We start from the raw sequence: 25,507 nt of genomic DNA on the forward strand, positions 1-25,507 counted from the left end.
CCGCTCGGCCATGCCACGTGGCGCTCCCAGCGCGACCTAGTACAATAGCCAGCACTCGCACCGGCACCGGCCGCCGGCACCGACAGAGCCCTCTTCCCACCTGGAAACACCATGAACCAGCCCAACAGCCTGCAGGACAACCCGCTGCTCGATCTTTCCGGACTGCCGCGTTTCGACCTGCTGTCACCGGACGATGTGCAGCCGGCGATCACCGAGTTGCTCGCGCGCTGCCGCAGCCTGGTCGACCGACTCGCGTCCGCTGCCGTCGCCGCCACGTGGTCGGATTTCGCGGCGCCGCTGGCCGACGGTTTTGAGCAGCTGGCGCGCGCCTGGGGAATCGTCGGCCATGTGCACTCGGTCAACGACGTGCCGGCATGGCGCGACGCCTACAACCGGATGCTGCCTGAGGTCTCGCGCTTCTACGCCGAGGTCGGTCAGAACCTGCAACTGTTCGCCAAGTACCGGGCGATCGCCGCCGGCAGCGAGTTCGCCACCCTGTCGCCGGCGCAGCAGCGGGTCGTCGAGCACGAGGTGCGCGACTTTCGCCTGGCGGGCGCCGAGCTGCCGGCGGCGAGCAAGCCGCGCTTCCAGGAAATCAGCGAAGAACTGGCACAGCTGGCGGCACGCTTCTCCGAGAACCTGCTCGACGCGACCAACGCCTTCAGCGAACTGGTGACCGACGCCAGCGAACTGGCCGGCCTGCCCGACGACGTGCGTCAGGCGGCGCGCGAGGCCGCCGAGCGCGACGGCAGCAGCGGCTGGAAGTTCACCCTGCACATGCCATCCTACCTGCCGGTGATGCAGTACGCCGACAGCCGTCGCCTGCGCGCCACGCTCTACCGTGCCTATGCCACACGTGCCGCCGAGTCCGGCCCGGCCGAGCTCGACAATACCCCGCTGATCCGGCGGATTCTCGAACTGCGTCATGAGCAGGCGCGGATGCTCGGCTACGGCAGCTTTGCCGAGGTCTCGCTGGTGCCCAAGATGGCCGACTCGGTCGCCCAGATCCTCGCCTTCCTGCGCGACCTGGCAACCCGGGCACGGCCCTTCGCCGAAAGGGACGTCGCCGACCTGCGTGCCTTCGCGAGTGGCGAACTCGGCTTGCCGACAATGGAGGCCTGGGATGTTGCCTATGTCTCGGAAAAGCTGCTGCAGGCGCGCTACGCGTTCTCCGAGCAGGAGGTGAAGCAGTACTTCACCGAGGACAAGGTTCTTGCCGGCCTGTTCTCGGTCATCGAAAGCCTGTTCGATGTCCGCCTGCGGCCCGACCGGGCGCCCGTCTGGCACGAGGACGTTCGCTTCTTCCGCATCGAGAACCCAGCCGGCGAACTCGTCGGGCAGTTCTACCTTGATCTCTACGCGCGCGAGACGAAGCGCGGCGGCGCCTGGATGGACGAAGCGATCGGCCGCCGCCGCATTGGCCTGCAGTCGCCCGACGGCAGCAGCGACACCATCCAGAAGCCGGTCGCCTACCTCAACTGCAACTTCTCGCGACCGGTCGGCGAGAGGGACGGACAGCCGCGACCGGCGATCTTCACCCACGACGAAGTCAGCACCCTGTTCCACGAAACCGGCCATGGTCTGCACCACTTGTTGACGCAGGTCGACGAAGCGGGCGTTGCGGGAATCCACGGCGTCGAATGGGACGCCGTCGAGCTGCCCTCGCAGTTCATGGAAAACTACTGCTGGGAGTGGACAGTCCTGGAAGGGATGACCGCCCACATCGACAGCGGCGAAAGCCTGCCGCGTGCGCTCTTCGACAGGATGTTGGCGGCAAGGAATTTCCAGAGCGGCATGCAGATGCTGCGGCAGGTCGAGTTCTCGCTCTTCGACCTGCTGCTGCACAGCGACTTCGATCCGGCCGGCGAGCGCAGCGTGCTCGACCTGCTTGCCGAAGTGCGGCGCGAAGTCGCCGTCCTCGTGCCGCCGCCATGGCACCGCTTCCCGAACGGCTTCTCGCACATTTTTGCCGGCGGCTACGCCGCCGGTTACTACAGTTACAAGTGGGCCGAGGTTCTTTCGGCCGACTGTTACGGCGCCTTCGAAGAGGCCGAAAACCCATTCGACCGGAGGACCGGCGAGCGCTTCCTGCGCGAGATCCTTTCGGTTGGCGGCAGCCGGCCGGCGATCGACAGCTTCCGCGCCTTCCGCGGTCGCGAGCCGCAAGTCGACGCCCTGCTGCGTCACTGCGGGATGGTCGCGGCCTGAACAGCAAGGGACCAACCGCATGTGCACACCGACAATCCGCGGCGGCAGCCGCTTCTTCCTTGCCCTGTCCCTGCTCTGGCTGCTGCTGACCAGCGCCGGCGCCAGCGCCGAGACGATCACCTATCGCTGGGTCGACCCGAGCACCGGCGGCACGGTCATCTCCGACATGCCGCCGCCGCCAGGCGCGAGGAACGTCAGCCGATCCACGACGAGCGCCAGCAGCAGCGAGGAGCGACCGCTCCCCTATGCCGTGCGCCAGGCGAGCGAGAAGTTTCCCGTCGTGCTCTACACCACAGAGCGCTGTGGAACGGGCTGCCAGGACGCGCGTGAGCTGCTCAGGCAGCGTGACGTCCCATTCACGGAGAAGATACTCAGGAGCGAGGAGGAATTTGCCGATCTCAGCCGCCTGCTCGCTAGCGAAGCGGCCTTTCCCAGCGTCAGCGTCGGCCGCCAGCACCTGCGCGGCTTCGACGCGCCCAGCTGGAATTCCCTGCTCGATGCCGCCGGCTACCCCGCCCGCGGCAACCGGCCGGCCGCCGCGCGCAGCCCGTGATAGTCGACGCCAAAGCGGCCGCCGCGCGTGCCCGTCAGAGCAGGTTGTCGGCGGTGCCGCCGCCGCGGCGAATGATGCGCCGCAACTGATCGATGGCTTCGATCTGGATCTGGCGCACCCGCTCGCGCGTCAGGTTCATATCGAGGGCGATCTCCTCGAGCGTGCAGGGCTCGATTCCGCCCAGCCCGTAACGACGCTGCAGCACCTCCTGTTGCTTGTCACCCAGCTGCGCCAGCCAGCGCACCAGGAGATCGCCGATCTCGTTGGCCTGCAGCAGCTCGTCGGGCTCGAGCAACTGCTCGTCGGGAATCACGTCGCCGATCGTTCGGCTGGGATCGACCTGCAGCGGCGCATCGAGCGAAGCGATCCGCTCGTTCAGCGCCATCACCCGCCGCACCTCGTCACCGGTCCGATCGATCAGGTGGGCAATCTGGTCGATGCAGATGTCACGGCCACTGGCGACCTCGAGATGGCGAATCGCCCGCAGGACGAGGTTGATCTCCTTGACCACGTGTACCGGCAGGCGAATCGTCCGCGACTGGTTCATGATCGCGCGCTCGATGGCCTGTCTGATCCACCACGTCGCATAGGTCGAAAAACGAAAGCCGCGCTCGGGATCGAACTTCTCGATGGCGTGGATCAGGCCGAGATTCCCCTCCTCGATCATGTCGAGCAGCGGCAAACCACGGTTCAGGTAATGCTTGGCGATGTTGACCACCAGCCGCAGGTTGTGCTCGATCATCTTCTGCCGCGCGAGGAAATCCCCGGACCGCGCCCGGCGCGCCCAATTGGCCTCCTCGGCCGGTGAAAACAGCGGCTTGGCGCCGATCTCGTTGAGGTAATGCTGCGTCACGTCGTTGAGCAGTTCGGCCTCGGCTGACGGCAGCGAATCGACGACCTCGGGCACCGGATCGGCTTCGCCAGCGGCCCACTGCTCCGCCTCGATCTCGTCGGCGAAAGGATCCAACCCGGCGTCGTAGGGAGCGGGCATGATCAGCGTCCGGGCAGGAGCTTCAGCGGGTCGACCGGCTTGCCCTGACGCCGGATCTCGAAGTGCAGCTTGACCTGGTCGGCGTCGGTGTTGCCCATTTCGGCGATCTTCTGCCCCTTGCCCACCGACTGGCCCTCCTTGACCAGCACGTTCTGGTTGTGCGCGTAGGCCGTCAGGAAGGTGTTGTTGTGCTTGACGATCACCAGCTTGCCATAACCACGCAAACCGCTGCCGCTGTAAACGACCTTGCCACTGCCGGCAGCCACGACGCTGTCGCCAGCCTTGCCTGCGATGTCGATTCCCTTGTTGCCGCCCTCGCTGAAGGTGGCGACCAGCTTGCCGTTCGCCGGCCACATCCAGCTGACCTCGTCATTGCCGGAGGCGTCACCGCTGCGGGCCTCGTTGTCAGCCTTCGCCTCCGGCCGGGCCTCCGCCTTGGCCTCGGGCTTCATCTCGGTCTTCACCTCGGGCTTGCCCTCGGGCCTGGCTTCCGCCTTTGCCGCCGCGGGAGCCACCGCCACTACCGGCTCCGCTGCCTGCGCCTGCGCGCGTGCCAGCGCTTGCTCCGAGTAGGGCTCCTTGCCTGCCAGCGGCGCCCGCTTGAACAGGTCCGCCGCCGCGGCTGGCGAACGCTGTTCGCCAGCCGGCGGAGCGCTCGCCGTCAGTGGTCGCTGTTCGACCGCCGCGCCGGCGGCAATCGGCCGCACGACGACCCCCTCGGCGGCAGGAGCCGCGCCTGGGGCCCGGACGCGCAGCACCTGACCGACCAGGATCCGGTTCGGATTGTCGATGTTGTTCCACGCTGCCAGTTCCCGGTAGTCCAGCCCGTGATCCAGCGCGATCGAATAAAGCGTGTCGCCACGCTTGACGACGTAGCCGTCCCGGCTGCCCGGGGTCGCGGGCCCCGCCTGCCGCGCCGGCACCCGCGCAGTCTCCTCGGCCGGCGCCGACCCCTTGCCGGCGCAGCCTGCCAGACCGAGCTGCACCGCCAGCAGGACCGCCAGAAGACGAATCGGAAGAGCTGGGAGAGGCACCTGATCCTTCATTGGACCCCCGACAGGAGCGGAACGAAGCGCACGGTGTCGAGGCGGGACTCGACCAATCCCTCGCGGCCTCGTTCGATCAGCACGAGTTGCTGCGCACTCGCACCGAGCGGCAGGATGAGGCGGCCATTCTCCGCCAGTTGTTGCAGCAGCGGCGGTGGCACGCGGGCCGCCGCCGCCGCGACGATGATCGTGTCGAAGGGCGCCGCCTCCGCCAGACCGAGCTGTCCATCGGCATGCTTGAGGCGAACCTCGGACTTGCCGATCGCGCGCAGGTTGGCCCTCGCCTTGGTGAGCAATGGTCCGATCCGCTCGACCGCATAGACCTCGTCGGTCAACTGCGCCAGAACCGCCGCCTGGTAGCCGCAGCCGGCGCCGATCTCGAGTGTCTTGCCGAGTCGCTGACGGCCGGCACGCAACGCCTCGATCATCCGCGCCACGACGTAGGGCTGCGAAATCGTCTGCGAAAAGCCCAGGGGCAGTGCCGTGTCCTCGTAGGCGCGCGACGCCAGTGCCTCCTCGACGAAGACGTGTCGCGGCACGGCGGCAATCGCCGCCAGCACCTCCTCATCGGCAATTCCCTGTTCGCGCAGGCGCTCGATCATGCGCGTGCGCGTGCGCTGCGAAGTCATTCCGAAACCGGCAACGGCGCCGCTCATTGCGCCAGCCACGAGCGCACCAGCGACAATTGGGCCGTGTGGGTGAGGTCGATCTGCAACGGCGTCACGGATACCTGGTTGTTCTGCACGGCGAAAAAGTCGGTGCCCTCGCCGGCATCCTGTGCCTCGCCGGCAGCACCGACCCAGAAGACCGTCTCATTGCGCGGCGAGATCGTGCGCACCACCGGCTCCGCCTTGTGGCGCTTGCCGAGGCGGGTGACGCCGATGCCCGCCAGTTCCTCATGGCTGACATCGGGAACATTGACGTTGAGCAGGACCGGCGAACGCAGGGGCTGCCGCTGCAGCAGCAGGACCAGTTCGCGCGTGACCCGGGCGGCGGTCGCAAAATGACCGCCGGTCTTGCTGCACAGCGAAACAGCCAGCGACGGCACGCCGAGGAGGAAACCCTCGGTGGCGGCGGCGACGGTGCCCGAATAGATCGTGTCGTCACCCATGTTGGCACCAATGTTGATGCCCGAGATCACCATGTCCGGCAGTTGTTCGAGCATGCCGGTGACCGCCAGATGGACACAGTCGGTCGGCGTCCCGTTGACATAGTAGAACCCGTTCGCCGCCCGTTTCAGCGACAGCGGGCGATCGAGCGTCAGCGAGTTGCTGGCACCGCTGCGGTCGCGCTCGGGCGCAACGACGGTGATCTCGGCGACATCGGCCAGTGCCCGCGCCAGGTGTTCGATTCCTGGTGCGAAATAGCCATCATCATTGCAAAGCAGGATCCGCATCTCGATTCAGGAAAGGTGTCGCACACCGACAAGCCACAAGGCAAGCACCATCTGGCGGGCCACGAGGGTGAGGTCCCGGATTACCCGCCCAGCCGCCGTGCATTATAGCGACCTGCCGGGTTTGCTCAAAGCACGCAGCGGGTCTCGCGCCAGGGTCCCGCTTGCCACCGGCTGCCGGCAACCGCGGCCCGTAGCCAGGCAAACGTGAATTCCGACACGGATTCGCCCTGCTTCGTTCCGGATTCCGCTTTACTTTCTGCCGCCGCTGGATTAGAGTGACAGCGTTTTTCGGTGGGTGCGAGTCTGGCCATTGTGGTCGGTCCTTGCACCCTGTCAATGGCAAACGGAGGGAAACCTCCGGACGCAAAGCCACGGACCCTACCCCGAGTTGCCACAACGGCTCGGAAGGGTGGCCGGGTTGCCCGAATGGCGCGCGCCCTTTGCGCTGATCGAGTGCCTCCTCCAGCTTTGCGTCCACGCGGCAGAGGGAGTCGATATGGCACTCGCATCGTGGACCCAGCAACAGATCCTGGACCAGCTGATCTCTGGATACCGGTGGAGCGGGTCGACCATCACCTACGCTTTTCCGACGACGGCCTCCGGCATCTACGGCGGCAACAATGAGCTGCCCGGTTTCGTCGGCCTCAATGTCGCGCAACAGACAGCCGCCGAACGTGCCTTGCAGACTTGGGACGACCTCATCGCGCCCAACCTCGTGCGCACCAGCCCAGGCAACTCGAACATCGAGATCGGCACCTCGAGCACCGGCGTCAGCTACGCCCATGCCTACTATCCGTCGATCGGCAGCGTCTGGTTCAACCGCGCCTACGCTGATCTGATGTCGCCGCAGGTCGGCCAGTACTCCTTCCAGGTCTACGTACACGAACTCGGACACGCCTTCGGCCTCGACCACATGGGCGAGTACAACGGCACGGGCAACTGGACGCCATCGTCGTTCCAGGACAGCCAGGTCTACTCGGTGATGTCGTACTTCGGCCCCAACACCGGCCGTGGCAGCAGCAGCCAGATCGCCTGGGCGGACTGGGTCGGTCGCGACGGCCGCACCTACTCACCGCAGACGCCGATGCTCAACGACGTCCTCGCCATCCAGACGATCTACGGCGCCGACACGACCACCCGCACCGGCGACACGGTCTATGGCTTCGGCAGCAACGTCAGCGGCTCGATGGCGGCGATCTTCGACTTCACCGTCAACGCCAATCCGATCCTGACGATCTACGACGCCGCTGGCGTCGATACGCTCAACCTCAGTGGCTGGGACACGAACTGCATGATCAATCTGGCGCCGGGCTCGTTCTCGTCCGGCAACAGCATGACGAACAACATCGCCATCGCCTACTCGTGCTTCATCGAGAATGCCGTCGGCGGTTCGGCGGCAGACCAGATCACTGGCAATGCGCTGGCCAACCGGCTCGATGGCGGCGCCGGCAACGACAGCCTGTTTGGCAGCGACGGTGACGACGTCCTCATCGCCGGCCTCGGCGACGACCTGCTCGACGGCGGCGACGGCAACGACAGCGTCGTCTTCGGCGGCAGCTATGGCAGCTACACCTACACCTATACGGAGAATGTCGGTTTCAACTTCTACGGTACCGTCAGCGGCTCGGATACCGTCCGTGAGATGGAGCTCTTCGTCTTTGCCGACGGCAGCAAGTCGCTCAGCGAGCTCCTCGGCGGTAGCTCGCTGCGCTCGCTGGTGTCGATCAGCGCCGACGTCGCCCAGCAGCTCGAAGGCCATAGCGGCGCAGCGGTCTTCACCTACAAGGTGAAGCTGAACACCGCCAGCGCGTCGGTGCAGACGTTGAGCTGGAGTGTGCAGGGAACGGGAAGCTCGCCGACCGATCCGGCAACCGATTTCTCCGGCCCGACCTCGGGCAGCATCACCTTCGCGATCGGCGAGACGGAGAAAACCATCACGGTCACGGTGCAGGGCGACCGCGTGATCGAGGCCAACGAATCCTTCGTCGTCACCCTGTCGAACCCGTCGTCCGGCCTCGGCTTCAGGACATCGAGCGCAACCGGCACCATCCTGAACGACGACACGGCGAACAGTGACGACTACGGCGCCACGCCTGCCACTGCCGGCTCCTTGGCCGTCGGCGGCGAGCCGCTCAGCGGCTGGCTCGAACGTTCCACCGACCGCGACCTCTTTGCCGTCAGCCTCAGCGCCGGAACGACCTACGTCTTCGATCTCCAGGCACCGGGATCGGCAGTGGATGCGTACCTGTCGCTGCATGGCCCGACCACGGCGGCCACCCTGCCGTCGCCGATCGCCAGCAACGACAACGCCGCCGCCGAAACCAGCAGCGCACAGATCATCCATGCCGTGACCACCACGGGCACCTACTACCTGCTCGCCCGCGACGCACGCGGCGGTAGCGGCAGCTACACGCTGCAGGCTGCCACCTTCGCCGGCAGGGCGATGACTGGCGACGCCAGCGGCAACCAGCTCACCGGAACGCCTGGCAACGACGAACTCTACGGACTGGGCGGCGCCGACAACCTCGTCGGCGATGCCGGCAACGACCTCCTCGACGGCGGCGCCGGCGCCGACTTGATGAATGGCGGCGCCGGCAACGACAGCTACGTGGTCGACGACGTCGGCGATGTCGTCGTCGAAAGCAGCACAACCGGTGGCACCGACCGGGTCTTCTCGTCGGTGAGCTTCGTGCTTGGCAACAACCTCGAGGAACTGGTGCTGACCGGCGCGGCAGGCGTCAACGGCACCGGCAACGCCCAAGCCAACCGTCTGAGCGGCAACAGCGGCAACAACGTCCTCGACGGCCAGGCCGGAATCGACACCTTCGCCGGTGGTGCCGGCGACGACACCTATGTCCTCAACGCCGCGGCCGAGCTGGCCAACGTCAGCGAGGGCACTGGCGAAGGCAACGACAGCTTGCAGATCGTCTACGCCAGCTCGGCGCCGCAATCCATCAGCCTGACTGGCATCCTCGCCCACTTCGAGAACGTCGAGCTGCGCGGCAACGGACCGTTCAGCGTGATCGGCAACGGCGCCGCCAACCTGCTCCGCGGCAACGCCCAGAGCAACCGGCTCGAGGGCGCCGACGGCAACGACACGCTCGACGGCCAGCGCGGCGCCGATCAGCTAGTCGGTGGCGACGGCGACGATGTCTATCTCGTCGACCACATCGGCGACGTCGTCATCGAGGCAGCGAACGCCGGCAGCGACAGCGTCCTCGTGGCGATCAACACCAACGGAGCCAGCTTCGTCCTCGGCGCCGACGTCGACAACGCCAGCGTCGTCGGCAGCTTCGCCAACAACCTGATCGGCAACGATCTGGCCAACGTCCTCACCGGCAACGCCCTCGCCAACCGTCTTGACGGCGGCGCCGGCGTCGACACGCTGACTGGCGGCAACGGCGGCGACACCTACGTCGTCGACCACACCGCCGACACCATCATCGAGGCCTCGACGCTGGCGAGCGAGATCGACACGGTCGTCAGCAGCGTCAACTGGACACTCGCCGCCAACCTCGAGAATCTCTCACTTTTCGGCAGCGCCGACCTGGTGGCGAGCGGCAACTCGTTGAACAACGTGCTGACCGGCAACAGCGGCGCCAACCGCCTCGACGGCGGCGCTGGCGCCGACACGATGTTCGGTGGCGCAGGCAACGATAGCTACGTCGTCGATAGCGCCGGCGACGTGGTTTACGAAACGGCGAGCGCCAGCAGCCGTGTCGATGCCGGCGGCACCGACACGGTCGAGAGCAGCGTCAGCTGGACCCTCGGCAACTTCGTCGAGAACCTTCTGCTCGGCGGCAGCGGCAACCTCGGCGCCACCGGCAACGCCCTCGCCAACACGCTGCGCGGCAACGCCGGAAACAACCTGCTCGACGGCAAGGCGGGTATCGACGTGCTCGACGGCGGCGAAGGTTCCGACATCTACCTGATCGGCCTGGCGAGCGACCATCCGGCGGCCGAGATCGCCGACAGCGGCTCAAGCGGCATCGACGAAGTCCGTTTCGCGGCGACCGCCGCCAGCACGCTGACGCTCCTTCCCCGTGACGTCGGAGTCGAGCGCGTGGTCATCGGCAGCGGGCTCGGCGAAGCCGCGAACAGCAGCGGCACGGGCGCGCTGAACATCGACGCCGCACTCGTCGGCAACGCGCTGTCGATCGTCGGCAACGCCGGCGCCAACGTCCTCACCGGCACCGCCTTCGCCGACCGCATCGACGGCGGCGCGGGCGCCGACCGGCTGATCGGCGGTGGCAGCAGCGACACCCTGATCGGCGGTGCAGGCAACGACGTCTACGTCGCCGATACGAGCGATTCGGTCATCGAGACGTCCACCCTGGCGAGCGAGATCGACACGATCGAAACGAGTTCCTCCTGGACGCTGGGAGCCAACCTCGAAAAGCTCACACTGCTCGGATCCGCGGAACTCGCCGGCACCGGCAACGCCCTGAACAACGTCCTGACCGGCAACGGCGGCGCCAATCTCCTGGACGGTGGTCTCGGCGCCGACACGATGTTCGGCGGCGCCGGCGATGACACCTACGTCGTCGACAACCTCGCCGACAAGGTCTTCGAAACGGCGACAGCCAGCAGCCCGGTCGACAGCGGCGGCAGCGATACCGTGCGCAGCAGCATCAGCTGGACCCTCGGCAACTTCGTCGAGAACCTCGTGCTCGAGGGCAGCGGCAATCTCGGCGCCACCGGCAACGCCCTCGCCAACACGCTGCGCGGCAACGCCGGCAACAACCTGCTCGACGGCAAGGCGGGTATCGACGTGCTTGACGGCGGCGAGGGCTCGGACCTCTATCTGATTGCCGCGGCGAGCGATCATCCGGCAGTCGAGATTGCCGACAGCGGCTCGAGCGGCATAGACGAAATCCGTTTCGCAGCAACCGCCGCCAGCACGCTCACGCTCTTCGCCGGCGACAGCGGCATCGAGCGCGTGGTGATCGGCAGCGGACTCGGCGAGGTCGCAGCCAGCAGCGGCACCGTCGCGCTGAACGTCGACGCCGCGCTGGTCGGCGACTCGCTGTCGATCGTCGGCAACGCCGGCGCCAACGCCCTCATCGGAACCGCCAACGCCGACACGATCAGCGGTGGTGGCGGCGCCGACCGGCTGATCGGCGGTGGCGGCAACGACCGGCTGATCGGAGGTAGCGGCAACGACAGCCTGACCGGTGGTGCCGGAGCGGACCGCTTCGTCCTCGATCAGGCACCCAGCGCATCCAGCAACCGCGATCTGCTGACCGACTTCAGCCCGAACAGCGACACGATCGAACTGAGCCTGGCGATCTTCCGCGCGCTCGGATCGAGTCCGGGCGGCTTGGGCGCCGACCAGTTCCACTCCGGCGCCGGCATCACGCGGGCACACGACGCGACCGACCGCATCATCTACAACACGACGAGCGGTGAGCTCTTCTACGACGCCGACGGCAACGGCAGCGGCGCCGCGGTTGCCATCGCCATCATCGGCGCCGAGACCCATCCGCTGCTCAGTCATGCCGACTTTGCCCTGATCGCCTGAGCGGCGGCCCCGCTCCGGGGCACTGCCTGCGCACTGCCCGGTATGCAGCGAAGCCTGCTGCATACCGGGCAATCCCGATCACCCGGATCTGGCCAACCGACCTGCGGCACGCCGGCGACCGTCGCCAGGGCCACCTCGCCGCCTGCCGGCGCATCTCCAGAAGCGAGTGGTTTCATCGCCGGATGGCACCGGAACACTCAACTTCCGTGCCGCCGTGCCGCTGGGAAATTCATACGCCCGGCCGCGGGAAAAAACCTAAAGTTCCTTCGCCGCACGTCGTTACAGGAAATGTCAGCGGGCAAAACTCGCTACCGGGGATGAGCCGGAAGACGTAGAGGTCACCGGCAACCGAAGTCAATCTGATCTCGACAGGAGAAGGAAAATGCCGCAAATCATCAATACCAACGTCGCGTCGCTGAACTCGCAACGCAGCCTCAACAGCTCCCAGAACTCGCTGGCCAGCTCGCTGCAGCGCCTGTCGTCGGGCCTGCGCATCAACAGCGCCAAGGACGATGCCGCCGGCCTCGCCATCTCGGCGCGCATGACCTCGCAGATCAACGGCCTCAACCAGGCCTCGCGCAATGCCAACGACGGCATCTCGCTGGCGCAGACGGCCGAAGGTGGCCTGCAGAGCGTCACCGAATCGCTGCAGCGGATGCGTGAGCTGGCCGTGCAGGCCTCCAACGCCACCAACACCGCCACCGACCGGGCGGCCCTGCAACAGGAAGTCGACCAGCTCGTGCAGCAGATCAACACGGTCGCCAGCCAGACCGCTTTCAACGGCGTCAAGCTGCTCGACGGTACCTTCAACTCGCAATCGTTCCAGATCGGCGCCAACACCGGCGAGCAGATCTCGATCAGCACCATCGCCAGCGCCAAGGCGGATTCGCTGGGCGTCGGCACCAATTCGTCGTACGTGACCTCGCTCTCGGCAACGGTCAGCAACGGCGCCATCTCCACCGGCGGCATCACGGTCAACGGCTACGGCGTCGGCCCGTCGCTGACCGACGGCGTGTCGAGTTCGGTGAGCTACACGGCCAGCCTGGTCACCGCCACCGGCGCTCTGGCCGATGGCGACCTCAAGATCAACGGTGTCTCCGTCGGTTCCGTCACGGCTGGCGCGGATGCGACCGCACAGGCTGCCGCCGTGGCCACGGCAATCAACGGGCAGACGGGAACGACCGGCGTCGTCGCATCGGCCAGTGCCGGCGTGCTCACACTCGCTTCGATCGATGGTCACGACATCAAGGTGGAACTCGCGGGTACTGCGACCGCCACGGAAACCGGCCTGACCGCCGGAACGACCAAGGTCGGTTCCGACAGCGCGATCGCCAAGGCCGCCGCCTTCAATACAGTCACCGGCCAGACCGGGGTTTCTGCTGTCGCGACGGCAAGCACTGTCTCCGGCGGCGCGATCACGGCCAACGCCGCAGTCGACGGCGGTGCGACGAACTACATCAAGATCAACGGCGTCAAGCTCGGAGCGATCTCGGCTGGTGTCGCGGCCGATTTCACTGACCAAGGCAACAACGTCGTCGCCGCGATCAACGCCGTGTCGAACCAGACCGGTGTCACCGCCACCTTTGACAGCAGCAGCATGAAGGTCAGCATGACGGCTGCCGACGGGCGCACGATCACCGTCGAGGCTGCGGGTACGGCGGACACGACCAACTTCGGCTTCGCTACCGGTTCGGTCAGCAACACTTACGGTGGCGTCAAGCTGTCCTCGACGAGCAGCGCCGGCATCAACCTCGGTGGCGCCAACATCGCTTCGACCAACCTGACGGCCGGCTACACGGCGGCGACGGCCACGTTCGGCGCCGGCATCGCAAGCGTCGATCTGCGCACGGCGAGCGGTGCCTCCAACGCCATCTCGACGATCGATTCGGCACTGGCCAACATCAACTCGAGCCGCGCGAACCTGGGTGCCGTGCAGAACCGGTTCAGCAGCGTCGTCAGCAACCTCGCCGCGACGTCCGAGAACCTGTCGGCCTCGCGCAGCCGGATACTGGACGCCGACTTCGCGACCGAAACCGCCAACCTGTCGCGGGCGCAGATCCTGCAGCAGGCCGGCACGGCGATGCTGGCACAGGCGAATGCCCTGCCGCAGAACGTGCTCTCACTGCTGCGCGGCTAAGCATCCGCCGCCAATTTGGGGGTAAGATCGGGGGCGTGAACGTGGCAACACGACGACGCCCCCGAAGCCACTTGCCGAAGGAGTGAAAGATGAACATCCAGCCTAGCGGCACTTCGCTGACCGCGCATGCCCAGCCGATGCCCAATCTGGCCGAACACCAAGCGAAGCGGATTGGCGAAGGGGCTGGCATCGCCGCCGGGCGCGAGCCGTTACCGACGGCGAAGCTGCAGCCCGCGGCCCGCGAACAACTCGAAGCGGCGACCGAAAGTGTGCGCAGCTTCGTACAGCCGATCAACAGCGACATCGAGTTCAGCGTGAATGATGACACCGGACAACTGGTGGTGAAGATCATCGACCGCAGCACCAAGGAAGTGATCCGCCAGATGCCGTCGGCCGAAATGATCGCCATCGCCAAAACGCTCGACAGTATCAAGGGGCTCTTCGTCAAGCAATCGGCCTGAACGCGGTCGCGCCAGCCACTGAGTAGCACGGGAGAAGCCGATGGCGATTTCATCACCGGGCCTGGGCTCGAATCTCGACGTCAACAGCATCGTCAGCCAACTGATGGCGCTCGAGCAGCGCCCGCTGACCGCGTTGGCGAAGAAGGAAGCGGGATTCCAGGCCAAGATCTCGGCCCTCGGGTCACTGCAGAGCGCCGTCTCGGCGCTGCAGACGGCAGCCGGCAACCTCGTCCCGGCGACCGGCTCGACGCCGCTGCAAAAGTTCTCGGTCTTCCGGACAGCACTCAGCGACGCGACGATCGCTTCGGCGAGCGCTTCGTCGGGCGCCGTCGCCGGCAGCTACCGGCTTGAGGTGACGCGCCTCGCCAGCCAGCATGTCATCGCCAGCGCGACCGGGGCCGCCAGTCCCTTCTCCGGCACCGGCACGACGCTGCCCACCGGCGGCACCCTGACGCTATCGCTCGACAGCGCTGGCGGCAGCAGCCCGCACAAGAGCACGGCGATCACGATTGCCGACGGCGCGACGCCGGAGAATGTCCGTGATGCCATCAATTCTGCCAGTGCCGGCGTTTCGGCAGTGGTGATCAACGGCACGGCCGGCAAGCAACTGGTGCTGACCAGCGATGCCGCGGGCAGCAATCAGATCGTCACGCTGGCAGGGATTCCTGGCCTCGCCTACGACCCGAACGCGACGCCGGTACCGGCCACCGATCCTTTCGCCCAGACGCAGGCCGCGCAGGGCTCCGCCTTCAAGCTCAACGGCATCGCCGTCGAAGCAAGCAGCAACACCGTGACGACGGCGATCGACGGCGTGACGATCAACCTGCTCAAGGGTCCCGAACTGCCGGCGACCTCAGTCAGCACGACGCTGACGATCAGCCGCGACACCACCAGCCTGAACAATGGCGTCAACGCGCTCGTCAAGGCCTTCAACGAGTTCCACACCACCGCCAGCAGCCTCGGCAGCTACGACGCAGCGACGAAGAAGGCTGGCGCACTCAATGGCGACAGCACGCTGCGCAACGCACAGGAGAACGTCCGGACAGCGCTCGGCACGGTGCCGACAGAACTGGCGAGCGCCAGCCTGCAACGTCTGACGGACATCGGCGTCACCTTGCAGAAGGACGGGAAGTTGAACGTCGACGCGACAAATCTGAGCAAGGCGATCAGCGACGACCTCACCGGTGTTGCCAACCTCGTCGCTGCGTATGGCAAGGCGTTTCGCACGGCAACCGAAGGACTGACCGGCGTCGGTGGCCTCATCGCCGCACGCAGCGAGGGGCTGAGCACTTCGATCAAGGGCCTCGGTCAGCAGTCGGAGATCATCGCGGCCCGCCTGACACAGATCGAGGCCCGCTATCGCAGGCAGTTCACTGCGCTCGATACGCTGATGGCGGGAATGACCAAGACCAGCAGCTTCCTGCAACAGCAGCTCGCCAACCTGCCCACCTACAACCAGGGGTCCTGAATGTTCGCCAATGCCCGCAATGCGATTTCCGCCTACCGCAAGGTCGGGGTGGACGCCGCCATCGAGGTCGCCGATCCGTATCGCCTGATCCTGCTGCTCTTCGCCGGTGCCCAAGCAGCCATCGGCAATGCGCGCGCCGCGATGCAGCAGCAGCAGATCGCCGCCAAGGGCGAAGCCATCTCGAAAGCCATCGACATCATTGGCAACGGCCTCAAGATCAGCCTTGACCTGGAAAAGGGAGGCGAGATCGCCGAGCGACTGGACGCCCTGTACGACTATCTGGTCCTGCGTCTGCTGCGCGCCAACCTCGACAATGACCTGGCGGCGCTGGAAGAGGTCGCCAGCCTGCTCGAGGAGATTCACAGTGCCTGGCGTGAAATCTCGCCCGATCGCCTGCAGCAGTCGGTGGCATGAACCCCACTCTGGGAGCCCTGCAGCAACTGTCCTCACTCTCGCAGGTGATGCTGGCAGATGCCCGGGGCAGCGACTGGGAATCGCTGCTGCAGCATGATGCGCAGCGGCGGACGCTGATCGCGGCCCTGCCCGCCGACTTCGCCGCCGAGCTGCCGGCCGCTGCCGCGGACGAGGCCCGGACACTGATCGAGAGCTGCCAGCGATGCGACACCGGCATCAGCGCTCTGGTTGCCCGCCGGCAGGCCGAACTGCGCGTCGTGCTCCGCCAGCCGGCAGGCGTGATGAACCGCCCTGCCCACTCCGAACGCTGACCCCCGGCGGCGATGATTCGTACTGATTTCGCCAACCGCCTGCAACCGGCGGCCGACTTGGCGCTGCGGCCGACGCCGCCGGCACAGGAGATCGCCGACCGGCTCACCGGGCTGGTCGTCGGCCAGAGACTGCTGGCCGAGATTCAGGCCCTGCTGCCGAACGGTAGCTACCGCGCCATGATCAACCAGCGCAGCGTGACGCTCGCGCTGCCCTTTGCCGCCCAGACGGGCGACGCGATCGAACTCGAGGTGGCCGAGAGCGATGGCCGGCTGACGCTGGCAGTCGTGGCCGGCGGCAGGACGGCGGCGGCCGATGGCGAATCGGCGGCGACGACGCTCAGTCGCACCGGGCAGCTGATCGGCAGCCTGCTGGTCGACGGCAGCCGCTCCGGCCGGACCGGTTCGCAGGCTCTGCCGCTGAACGAGAACCAGCCGCTTGCTCCCAGTCCGCCGCGCCAGGGCCAGGACTTGCTGCCGCTGCTGCAGCAGGCGATCAGTCGCAGCGGGATGTTCTACGAGGCACACCAGGCACAATGGATCGACGGACGCCATGCCAAGGCACAGCTGCTGGCCGAGCCGCAGGGCAGGCTCAGTCCGTTGCCGGCCGACACGGCAGCACCGGCGCGTGTCGTGCCCGGCGACGAACCTGTCGTGCGCGCCGCCAGCGGCACCTTGCCACCCCTACCGGCGCGCGAGGCCGGCAGCGCGGCCCCGCTCGGCCAGGCACCGGCGCCCGCACCGTCGCCAGTGGCGCCACAGGCGCAGGCGATCGTGCAGCAGCAACTCGAAGCCTACGCGACACAGGTCTACTCGTGGCAAGGCCAGATCTGGCCCGGGCAGGACATCCGTTGGGAGATCGGGAGCCCACCTGAGCGCTCGGCTGCCGCCGCTGCCGAGGACGATGCCCCCTGGCAGACGCGCCTGCTGCTGAACCTGCCCCTGCTGGGCGAGGTGGATGCCCGGCTGTCCCTCGTCAGGGAGCGACTCAGCATCACCGTCACCGCCGCCGGGCCGGAGGTGACCGCCCTCCTGCGCGACGGATCGACTGTCCTCCGACAACAGATGGAGCGGGCCGGCATCGCCCTCACTGGGGTTTCCTTCGCCGAGCGCACGGCGACTGGCGAGGATGCAAGACTTGCCGGCTGAACTGGACAGCTCGGCGCTGGACAGCACTGCGCCACCGGCCATCGGCCTCGACGAAACGCTGTCGCGGGCACTGGCGAAGGCCCGCCAGTGTCATCAGTCAGGACTCGTGCGTGAAGCCGAGGAACTTTACCGTGCCATCCTGCTGGCGCAACCCGAGCATGCAGCCGCCAACCACGGGCTCGGCGTCCTGCAGGTCGAAGGTACGCAGCCAGCTGCCGCGCTGCCGCACTTCATGGCTGCGCTGGCAGCGGACCCGCAGTCCCGCCTCCACTGGCTGAGTTACATCGACGCGCTGCTGCGCAGCGGCGAAGCTTGCCAAGCGCGCGAGGTTCTCGGGCTCGGTGAGCAGCATGGGCTCGACGGCGCCGAAGTGGAGGAGCTGCGACGGCAACTGGCATCAACCCCGGTCACCCGTGGCGAACGAAAGGAAGCCCGGCGCGGGCCAGGCGGAGCGACCGCCGCGCGCGCCGCCGCACGGCCACCAGCCGGATCGGACGCCACGGACGGGTCGAGCGCGACGCAGGCCGCTGCGGCGATCGATCTCTACCAGCGCGGCGAGTACGCCGCCGCCGAAGTGGTCGCACGCCGTCTGACGGAAGCCCATCCGCAGGATGGTCTCGGCTGGAAGATTCTCGGCGCCCTGCTCAAGGCGCAGGGCCACGGCGCGGAAGCTTTGGCCGCGATGCAGTGCGCGGCCGATCTGCTGCCAGAAGACGCACAGGTTCTCAGCAATCTCGGTCTGGTGCTCGCTGACCTTGGCCAGCTGGCGCAGGCCGAAGGCTGCCAGCGGCGCGCGCTCGCCGTCAGAGACGACTTCGCCGAAGCGCACTACAACCTCGGAAATACCCTCTTGTTGCAGCGGAGACACGAGGATGCCGTGATCAGCTACCAGCGCGCAACGGAGTTGCGCGCCGACTTCGCTCTCGCCCACGGCAACCTGGGCAACGCCTTGATGGAACTCGACCGCCTGCAGGATGCCGAGAGTGCGTACCAACGGGCACTGGCGCTGCAGCCGGATCTCGCCGAGGCCCACAACAACCTGGGTCGCAACCTGAAGGCGCAGGGCCGCCTGCAGGAGGCGGAAACCTGTTACCGGCGCGCGCTGGCGCTACAGCCGGACTATCCGGAAGCGTACTGCAACCTCGGCGAAGTCCTGACCGTCCAGGGCCAGTTCGGCGAGGGTGAGGCCGCACTGCGCCAGGCATTGCTGCTCAAGCGGGATCTCGCCGCCGCGCACTACAACCTGGGCAACAACCTGGACGAGCAGAAGCGAAGCGAAGAGGCGGAAAGCGCCTGGCAATCGGCAATCAGCTGCCAGCCGGATTTCGCCGAAGCCATGGTCGTCCTCGCGGCCTCGCGGCGCGCACGGAATCGGCTCGAAGACGCCGAAGCGGATCTGCGGCAAGCGATCGCCTGCCGTCCGGACTTCGCCGTAGCGCATTACAACCTGGGCAACGTGCTCAACCAAGCCGATCGACTCAACGAAGCCGAGGCGAGCTACCGCTCGGCAATCGCCCTCGCACCCGATCTCGCGAATGCGCATCTCAATCTGGGCGTCGTCCTGACCGCACTCGGACGCTACCCCGAAGCCGATACCGCGCTGCGGCGGGCGATTCGGCTCAAACCCGATTCGCTGCTGGCACGCAGCAACCTGCTCTACACCCTCAGTCACCATCAGGCGATCGACGCCGCAGCACTGTTCGCCGAGCATCGGCAATTCGGCGAGATGATCGAGGCACCCTGGCGTGACCACCGCCGGCCACACCACAATCGGCGCGACCCAGACCGCTGCCTGCACGTCGGTCTGGTCTCCGCCGACTTCCGCAACCATGCCGTCGCCAGCTTCATCGAGCCGGTTCTCGTCGAGCTGTCCGGCTACCCCAGCCTGGCGCTGCATGCCTACTACAACCATGCGCAGGAGGATCACGTCACGCAGCGCCTGCGTCGGCACTTCGCGCACTGGCAACCTGTGGCCGACCTGAGCGACGCTGATCTGGCGGAGCAGATCCGTGCCGACGGCATCGACATCCTGATCGACCTCAGCGGTCACACCGCGCATCACCGTCTGCCCACCTTCGCCCTCAAGCCAGCGCCGATACAGGCAAGCTGGATCGGTTACCCCGGAACCACCGGCCTGCAAACCGTCGACTATTTCCTCGCGGACCGCTTCTTCCTCCCGCCCGGCGAGTTCGACCACCAGTTCACCGAGAAGATCATCCGCCTGCCGGCCAGCGCGCCCTTTCTGCCCTTCGCCGAAGCACCGGACATCGCCCCGCTGCCCGCGCTCACATGCGGCCACCTCACCTTCGGCAGCTTCAATCGCCCGACCAAGATCAGTCCACCGGTCGTCGCTCTGTGGAGCGCCCTGCTGCGCGCCCTGCCCGACGCCAGCATGCTGCTCGCCGCAATGCGGCCGGACCGGAACGCCGAGCGTCTGGCGGACGAGTTTGCCCGCAACGGAATCGCCCCTGATCGACTGGTCTTCCACCCGCGTTGCGACATGCACGCCTATCTCGCGCTGCATCAGCAGGTCGACATCTGTCTCGACACCTTCCCCTACACCGGCGGCACGACCACCCTGCACGCCTGCTGGATGGGCGTGCCAACGTTGACCCTCGCGGGCACGACGGTTCCCGGACGCGCCGCGGCCTCGACTCTCGGACATGTCGGGCTGCCCGGATTCATCGCCCACGACAGGTCCGGCTGCACTGACCGGTGCGCGAATGGGGAAAATCCCCCATCCGTCCACATGCAGGAGAACCCTTGCCAGCAACCGTCGGTGTCCGATTGCGCATCGCTGGCGCGGTCTACGGACCCTCGAACATCGGCGCCATGGAGCAGGCCAGCGCGCGGCACGCAAGGCGACCTGCGCTGCCTCCCGCACACTGGCATACGGCACCGCATGGGGGAAACCGAAGGGACGGCCGGAGTGCTGACGTTCTGCCGCTTGCGAGAGAGCGATGGTGACGCCCATGCAACCCGATGATGCGCGCAAGACCGTGGTGGCGCTCGCCTACAACCAAGCCGAAGCGGCACCGCGGGTGGTCGCCAAGGGGCGAGGCCTGGTTGCCGAACAGATCATCGCGCGCGCCCATGAGCATGGGGTCTATGTGCACGAATCGGCAGAACTGGTATCGCTGCTGCTCCAGGTCGATCTCGATCAGCATATCCCGCCACACCTGTACGTAGCCGTCGCCGAGTTGCTGGCCTGGCTCTATCAGCTGGAGAATGGCCAGGCATCGTCTCCAGCGCCCCTGTTCGAGGGCTTGCCGGCAAGCTAGACTTGCGACGACAGCGCGCCGTTCGTTGCCAGAACGGTCCGAGGCAAAGCTGCGAGGCCATGGTACGCCGTGCCGAAGGTCAGTATGACGCCAAACAGACGCCGACAGCCCGAGAAGATGCCCGCGCAGCAAGACCCGTGTCCGGAACGTTTGCTGCGCACCAGCGCTCGCACGGCATTAGGGAAGGAGTGTTCGCGTGAAGTTGACGCCGACTACGGGCACCGACCGGTTGGGATTCAGATGAGTTTCCTGGGGTTCCCGACACCAACCTGGACATTGCGGTCCGTTGATGGGGCTCATCTACTGCCCATGGTGCAGTTGGAGTTCATCTCCTCCGTCAACGCCTACCGCGAGATCACATATCACCCGGCGCCGCTCGATCTGTTCTCGCACCAGTTCGAGTTGGCGCGCGTGAACGCGGCTCGCGAGAGCACCTTGGGCGGTGTCCTCGGCCGGCTGCGCACGCCGGAACGTCGCAGCCCCCCAGGCGCACCGGGACGACCATGACCAACGTGATGGTGGCCCTTTCTTGTCTCTGCCCGTTGCAACTGCCCGCCACCGGCCGGCGCCGCTGTCCGCGAGAGCGGGGACCGTGCGCCATCGCTCGCACTCTTTCCATTGGACGAGATCGTCATGTCTGAAACCAAACCCATCTACGTTACGCGCTCGCACCTGCCACCACTGGAGGAGTTCATTCCGCTACTTGAGGAAATCTGGTCGTCCCGCGTGCTCACGAACGGCGGCCCCTTCCATGCACGCCTGGAGAAGGAGTTGGCCGAGTATCTGGGCGTGCCACACATCGCCCTGTTCTGCAACGGCACCATCGCGCTCGTCACCGCCTTACAGGCCTTGCGCATCACCGGCGAGGCCATTACCACGCCTTACTCCTTCGTGGCTACCGCGCACTCGCTGCTCTGGAACGGCATCAAGCCAGTATTTGTGGATGTCGACCCCAAGACGCTCAACATCGACCCCGGCAAGATCGAGGCCGCGATCACGCCCCAAACAACCGCGATACTGCCCGTGCATTGCTACGGCCACCCCTGTGACGTGGACGCCATCCAGCAGATCGCCGACATCTACAACCTGAAGGTCATCTATGACGCCGCGCACGCCTTCGGCGTGCAGTGCCACTGTGGCAGCGTCTTGACGCACGGCGACCTCTCCGTGCTGAGTTTTCACGCGACCAAGGTGTTCACCACTTTCGAGGGTGGGGCGGTCGTGTGCCCCGACGCGCGTACCAAGGCACGCATCGACCAACTCAAGAACTTCGGCCATGCGGGTGAGACCAACGTCGTCGCACCCGGAATTAATGGCAAAATGAGCGAAGTCAACGCTGCGCTGGGCCTGCTGCAGTTGAAGTACATCGACCAGGCACTGGCACGGCGGCGTGAGATCGACCACGCCTACCGCGAAAGGCTGCGCGAAGTGCCTGGCATCCTCTGCCTGGGGGATTCGGGGGAACGGCGGGCGAACCATGCGTACTTCCCCATCCTCGTCCAACCGGAGTACCCGATCAGCCGGGACGAACTGAACCAGCGCCTTCGCGGCGCCGGCATCTATCCCCGCCGCTACTTCTATCCGCTGATCTCCGAGTTCTCGATGTACCGCGGCCTGCCGTCGGCGCAGCGCGACCGCCTGCCGGTGGCGAGTGCGGCGGCCCAGCAGGTGCTGTGCCTGCCCATCTACCCTGATCTTGCCGATGCGCAGGTGACGGAGGTCTGCCGCGTGATCGCGGCGCTGTGAGTGCTGACAGCATGCCGCCGCGATTGCTTGCACGAGGTGCCCCTTGAGGCTGGCGATCATGCAGCCCTACTTTCTGCCCTACATCGGCTATTTCCAACTGATGAGCGCGGTGAACGTGTTCGTGATCTACGACGAGATCAAGTACACCAAGAAGGGCTGGATCAACCGCAACCGCTTCCTGCGCAACGGGGCCGACGAGGTGTTCACGCTGCCACTGAAGAAAGGCTCCGACTCACTGCAGATCGTCGAGCGCCACCTCGCCGAAGAATTCGACGGGCGCAAGCTGCTGGCCCAGTTCTCCGGCGCCTACCGACACGCGCCCTGCTTCGACAGCACGTTCGACGTGCTGCAGACCATCGTCCTCCATCCCGAACGTAATCTCTTCGGCTACCTCCACCACTCGCTATCGGTCCTCGCGGCACAACTCGACATCGGTGCAGAGATCCGAGCGTCGTCGTCCATCGACTTCGACTCGCAACTGAAGGCGCAGGAGAAGGTCCTCGCCATCTGCGAAGCCTGCGGCGCCAGCGAATACATCAACTCGATCGGAGGTACCGAACTCTACTCCAGGGAGGCTTTCGCGGCTCGGGGCATCGAACTGCGCTTTCTGCGCCCTCACCCCCTCGAGTATGCGCAAAGCGGGAAGCCGTTCGTCCCCTGTCTTTCAATCGTCGATGTGCTAATGTTCAACCCTGCTTCGCGGGTCGCGTCCAGCATGTTGAGCGCGTACGACTTGATCTGAACCGCGCCGCCCATCCGGCAGCCGCGGGATCGCCTTGTCAGGAAACCTTTTTTGATGCCTGCTACCAACGCACTCGACCAACACGTCAGGGCCTACCAAGGCGACAACATCTACGACTTCGACAACGAGATCCTGCTCAAGTGGTACCCGACGCGCGTTCTGAAGTTCTCCGAGAACGCCGCGTCGCTGCTCGAACTCGGTCTGGGCCACGGCATCGCCGCCCGCGTCTTCGGCAAGCACTTCGGCCGGCACGTGATCGTCGATGCGTCGCCGGCGGTAATCGCCAACTTCAATCAGAAATATTCGGACTCCGACGCCGAGATCGTCGAGTCGTACTTCGAGACCTTTGAGAGCAAAGAGCGCTTCGACATCATCGTCTTCGGGTTCGTGCTCGAACACGTCGACGATCCCGTGCAGGTACTCGAGCACTTCGGGCAATTCCTCAACCCGCGCGGACGCATGTTCGTCACCGTGCCCAACGCCGAGGTGCTGAACCGCCGCCTGGGGCACCTCGCCGGGATGCTGTCGGACATGCAGGAACTCTCACACCATGACCGGTTGCTCGGCCACAAGCGCTACTACACGGTGCAGACGCTGCGCCGCGACATCGAACGTGCCGGCTACGAGATCAAGCGACTCGAGGGCCTCTACCTGAAGCCCCTGTCCACGCGGCAGATGCTAATGCACGACTTCGACGACCGGGTCATCGAGGCGTTCTGCACGGTCGGCATCGACTACCCGGAACTTTCGTGCGGTCTGCTTGCTGAGTTGGCGCTTCGCCCCTCTTCTGCGGCATGACCAAGCACCGGATCATGGTCTTCCCCGCAGGCTCCGAGATCGGGCTGGAGATCTACCATTCGCTGAAGTATAGCCATCACGTTGAATTGTTCGGAGCCTCGGGCAAGAACGACCATGCGTCCTTCCTGTACGAGGCAGATCGTTACATCGAGGATCCCCTTCTGTACGTCGATCGACCGGATTTCGTCGAGCGACTGAACGGCTACCTGTGTGCGCACGCGATCGAGTTCATCTATCCCACGCACGACACGATCTGCAGCTTCCTGGCAGCGCAGCAAGCTCGCCTGACAGCCCGGGTGGTCACCTCCAGCGCGAAGACGAATCGAATCGCCCGTCACAAGTCGCTGACCTACGAAGCGCTCAAGGGCTTCGACTTCTGCCCGCGGCTGTTCGGTCGTTCGGATCCGTCGCTGCAGTTCCCGCGGTTCCTGAAACCGGACGACGGGCAAGGCGGTAAGCGAGCATACCGCGCGGACACGCCGGACGAACTTGCATTCCTGCTGTCCAGGCATCCCGACCTGCTCGTGATGGAATACCTGCCGGGTGACGAGCTCAGCGTGGACTGTTTCTCCGACTACTGCGGCCAGTTGCTCTTCATCGGGCCGCGCACGCGCGAGCGTGTGCAGATGGGCATATCCTTCCGTTCCACCGCCGTGCCCTTGAGCGACGAGGTTCGGCGCATTGCTCAGGTCATCCACGACAGCTTCCAACTGGACGGCGCGTGGTTTTTTCAGGTCAAGCAAGATGCGCAAGGCCGCTTCAAGCTGCTGGAGTTCGCGCCGCGCCAGTCCAGCACCATGGGGCTTTATCGGCACGCTGGCGTCAACTTCGCGCTGCTGAGCCTGTTCAATGCGCTGCGCATCCCGGTCACGATACGGCGCAATGACTACGCGCTGCAGCTCGACCGCTGCCTGCACAACCGTTTTCGCAGCGATCTTGTCTATCGCAGGGTCTACATCGACTTCGACGAGACGATCGTTGATGGTGAGCGAGTGCACGGGAGGGTCATGGACTACCTTTATCAGTGCAGGAACAACGGCATCGAGATCGTCCTGCTGACCAAGCACCGGCAAGACCTGGGCGAGACGCTGCGCCGGTGCGCCATCGCAGAGTCGCTGTTTCACCGGACCGTGCAACTCGCCAACGACGAGGACAAGTCCGACCACATCGACCCGCGCGATGCGATCTTCATCGACAATTACTGGCGCGACCGTCGCGCCGTCAGCGCGAAACTGGGTATCCCGGTCTTTGATGTCGACGCGATCGAGTGTCTGATGCGCTGATACAC

General features: G+C 66.0%; 20 protein-coding genes and 1 riboswitch. Of the genes, 16 read left to right on the plus strand and 4 right to left on the minus strand.

Going from position 1 to position 25,507, the window contains the following annotated elements; genetic code table 11:
• Positions 1-111: 111 nt before the first annotated feature.
• On the plus strand, positions 112-2,208 hold the full coding sequence (locus V5B60_RS00665; protein WP_332345133.1) for a M3 family metallopeptidase: 2,097 nt from the start codon (positions 112-114) through the stop codon (positions 2,206-2,208).
• 19 nt (positions 2,209-2,227) lie between these two features.
• Positions 2,228-2,761 carry a glutaredoxin family protein gene (locus V5B60_RS00670; protein ID WP_332345134.1) on the plus strand — a complete coding sequence of 178 codons (534 nt, stop codon included), beginning with the start codon at positions 2,228-2,230 and terminating at the stop codon, positions 2,759-2,761.
• A 34-nt stretch (positions 2,762-2,795) separates the two neighbouring features.
• Here the strand turns inward: V5B60_RS00670 and rpoS are convergent, their stop codons facing one another.
• From rpoS to surE, 4 genes are read right to left on the minus strand one after another with little or no spacing between them, the layout of a single operon-like run.
• Positions 2,796-3,752: an RNA polymerase sigma factor RpoS gene (rpoS, locus tag V5B60_RS00675; RefSeq protein WP_332345135.1), complete on the minus strand. Its 957-nt coding sequence runs from the start codon at positions 3,750-3,752 to the stop codon at positions 2,796-2,798.
• Between the two features lie 2 nt (positions 3,753-3,754).
• Positions 3,755-4,786: a peptidoglycan DD-metalloendopeptidase family protein gene (locus V5B60_RS00680; protein ID WP_332345136.1), complete on the minus strand. Its 1,032-nt coding sequence runs from the start codon at positions 4,784-4,786 to the stop codon at positions 3,755-3,757.
• Positions 4,787-4,794: 8 nt separating this feature from the next.
• On the minus strand, positions 4,795-5,454 hold the full coding sequence (locus V5B60_RS00685; protein ID WP_332345137.1) for a protein-L-isoaspartate(D-aspartate) O-methyltransferase: 660 nt from the start codon (positions 5,452-5,454) through the stop codon (positions 4,795-4,797).
• Complete coding sequence (gene surE, locus V5B60_RS00690) at positions 5,451-6,194, minus strand: 5'/3'-nucleotidase SurE (protein ID WP_332345139.1); 744 nt, start codon at positions 6,192-6,194, stop codon at positions 5,451-5,453. The genes V5B60_RS00685 and surE overlap by 4 nt, the downstream gene beginning before the upstream one ends.
• A gap of 328 nt (positions 6,195-6,522) precedes the next feature.
• Positions 6,523-6,620, plus strand: a riboswitch (cyclic di-GMP riboswitch).
• Between the two features lie 70 nt (positions 6,621-6,690).
• Between surE and V5B60_RS00695 the strand changes: the two genes are divergently transcribed.
• From V5B60_RS00695 to V5B60_RS00760, 14 genes are all read left to right on the plus strand, one after another.
• The gene (locus tag V5B60_RS00695) at positions 6,691-11,715 is read left to right on the plus strand and encodes a M10 family metallopeptidase C-terminal domain-containing protein (protein WP_332345140.1); all 5,025 of its coding nucleotides are present in this window, start codon (positions 6,691-6,693) and stop codon (positions 11,713-11,715) included.
• Positions 11,716-12,097: 382 nt separating this feature from the next.
• On the plus strand, positions 12,098-13,852 hold the full coding sequence (locus V5B60_RS00700) for a flagellin (RefSeq protein WP_332345141.1): 1,755 nt from the start codon (positions 12,098-12,100) through the stop codon (positions 13,850-13,852).
• An 89-nt stretch (positions 13,853-13,941) separates the two neighbouring features.
• Positions 13,942-14,313, plus strand: a complete 372-nt coding sequence (locus tag V5B60_RS00705) for a flagellar protein FlaG (protein ID WP_332345142.1) — start codon at positions 13,942-13,944, stop codon at positions 14,311-14,313.
• 40 nt (positions 14,314-14,353) lie between these two features.
• Entirely contained in the window at positions 14,354-15,781 is a 1,428-nt protein-coding gene (gene fliD / locus V5B60_RS00710; RefSeq protein ID WP_332345143.1) for a flagellar filament capping protein FliD, read from the plus strand.
• A complete protein-coding gene (gene fliS / locus V5B60_RS00715; protein ID WP_332345144.1) occupies positions 15,782-16,195 on the plus strand; it encodes a flagellar export chaperone FliS in 414 nt (137 codons plus the stop codon).
• On the plus strand, positions 16,192-16,506 hold the full coding sequence (locus tag V5B60_RS00720; protein WP_332345145.1) for a flagellar protein FliT: 315 nt from the start codon (positions 16,192-16,194) through the stop codon (positions 16,504-16,506). The genes fliS and V5B60_RS00720 overlap by 4 nt, the downstream gene beginning before the upstream one ends.
• Before the next feature lie 12 nt (positions 16,507-16,518).
• Positions 16,519-17,652 carry a flagellar hook-length control protein FliK gene (locus V5B60_RS00725; RefSeq protein ID WP_332345146.1) on the plus strand — a complete coding sequence of 378 codons (1,134 nt, stop codon included), beginning with the start codon at positions 16,519-16,521 and terminating at the stop codon, positions 17,650-17,652.
• Entirely contained in the window at positions 17,642-20,638 is a 2,997-nt protein-coding gene (locus V5B60_RS00730) for a tetratricopeptide repeat protein (protein WP_332345147.1), read from the plus strand. The genes V5B60_RS00725 and V5B60_RS00730 overlap by 11 nt, the downstream gene beginning before the upstream one ends.
• The gene (locus V5B60_RS00735) at positions 20,625-20,933 is read left to right on the plus strand and encodes an EscU/YscU/HrcU family type III secretion system export apparatus switch protein (protein WP_332345148.1); all 309 of its coding nucleotides are present in this window, start codon (positions 20,625-20,627) and stop codon (positions 20,931-20,933) included. The genes V5B60_RS00730 and V5B60_RS00735 overlap by 14 nt, the downstream gene beginning before the upstream one ends.
• Before the next feature lie 240 nt (positions 20,934-21,173).
• A complete protein-coding gene (locus tag V5B60_RS00740; protein WP_332345149.1) occupies positions 21,174-21,440 on the plus strand; it encodes a hypothetical protein in 267 nt (88 codons plus the stop codon).
• A 126-nt stretch (positions 21,441-21,566) separates the two neighbouring features.
• Positions 21,567-22,679, plus strand: coding sequence for a DegT/DnrJ/EryC1/StrS family aminotransferase (locus tag V5B60_RS00745; RefSeq protein ID WP_332345150.1), 1,113 nt, complete (start codon positions 21,567-21,569; stop codon positions 22,677-22,679).
• A 58-nt stretch (positions 22,680-22,737) separates the two neighbouring features.
• A complete protein-coding gene (locus V5B60_RS00750; RefSeq protein WP_332345151.1) occupies positions 22,738-23,421 on the plus strand; it encodes a WbqC family protein in 684 nt (227 codons plus the stop codon).
• A 54-nt stretch (positions 23,422-23,475) separates the two neighbouring features.
• Positions 23,476-24,219: a class I SAM-dependent methyltransferase gene (locus V5B60_RS00755; RefSeq protein ID WP_332345152.1), complete on the plus strand. Its 744-nt coding sequence runs from the start codon at positions 23,476-23,478 to the stop codon at positions 24,217-24,219.
• Positions 24,216-25,502 (plus strand): ATP-grasp domain-containing protein, encoded by a 1,287-nt coding sequence (locus V5B60_RS00760; protein WP_332345153.1) that lies wholly within the window; start codon positions 24,216-24,218, stop codon positions 25,500-25,502. The genes V5B60_RS00755 and V5B60_RS00760 overlap by 4 nt, the downstream gene beginning before the upstream one ends.
• The last annotated feature ends 5 nt before the right edge of the window (positions 25,503-25,507 follow it).

It is taken from the genome of Accumulibacter sp. (assembly GCF_036625195.1).
Classification (GTDB): domain Bacteria; phylum Pseudomonadota; class Gammaproteobacteria; order Burkholderiales; family Rhodocyclaceae; genus Accumulibacter.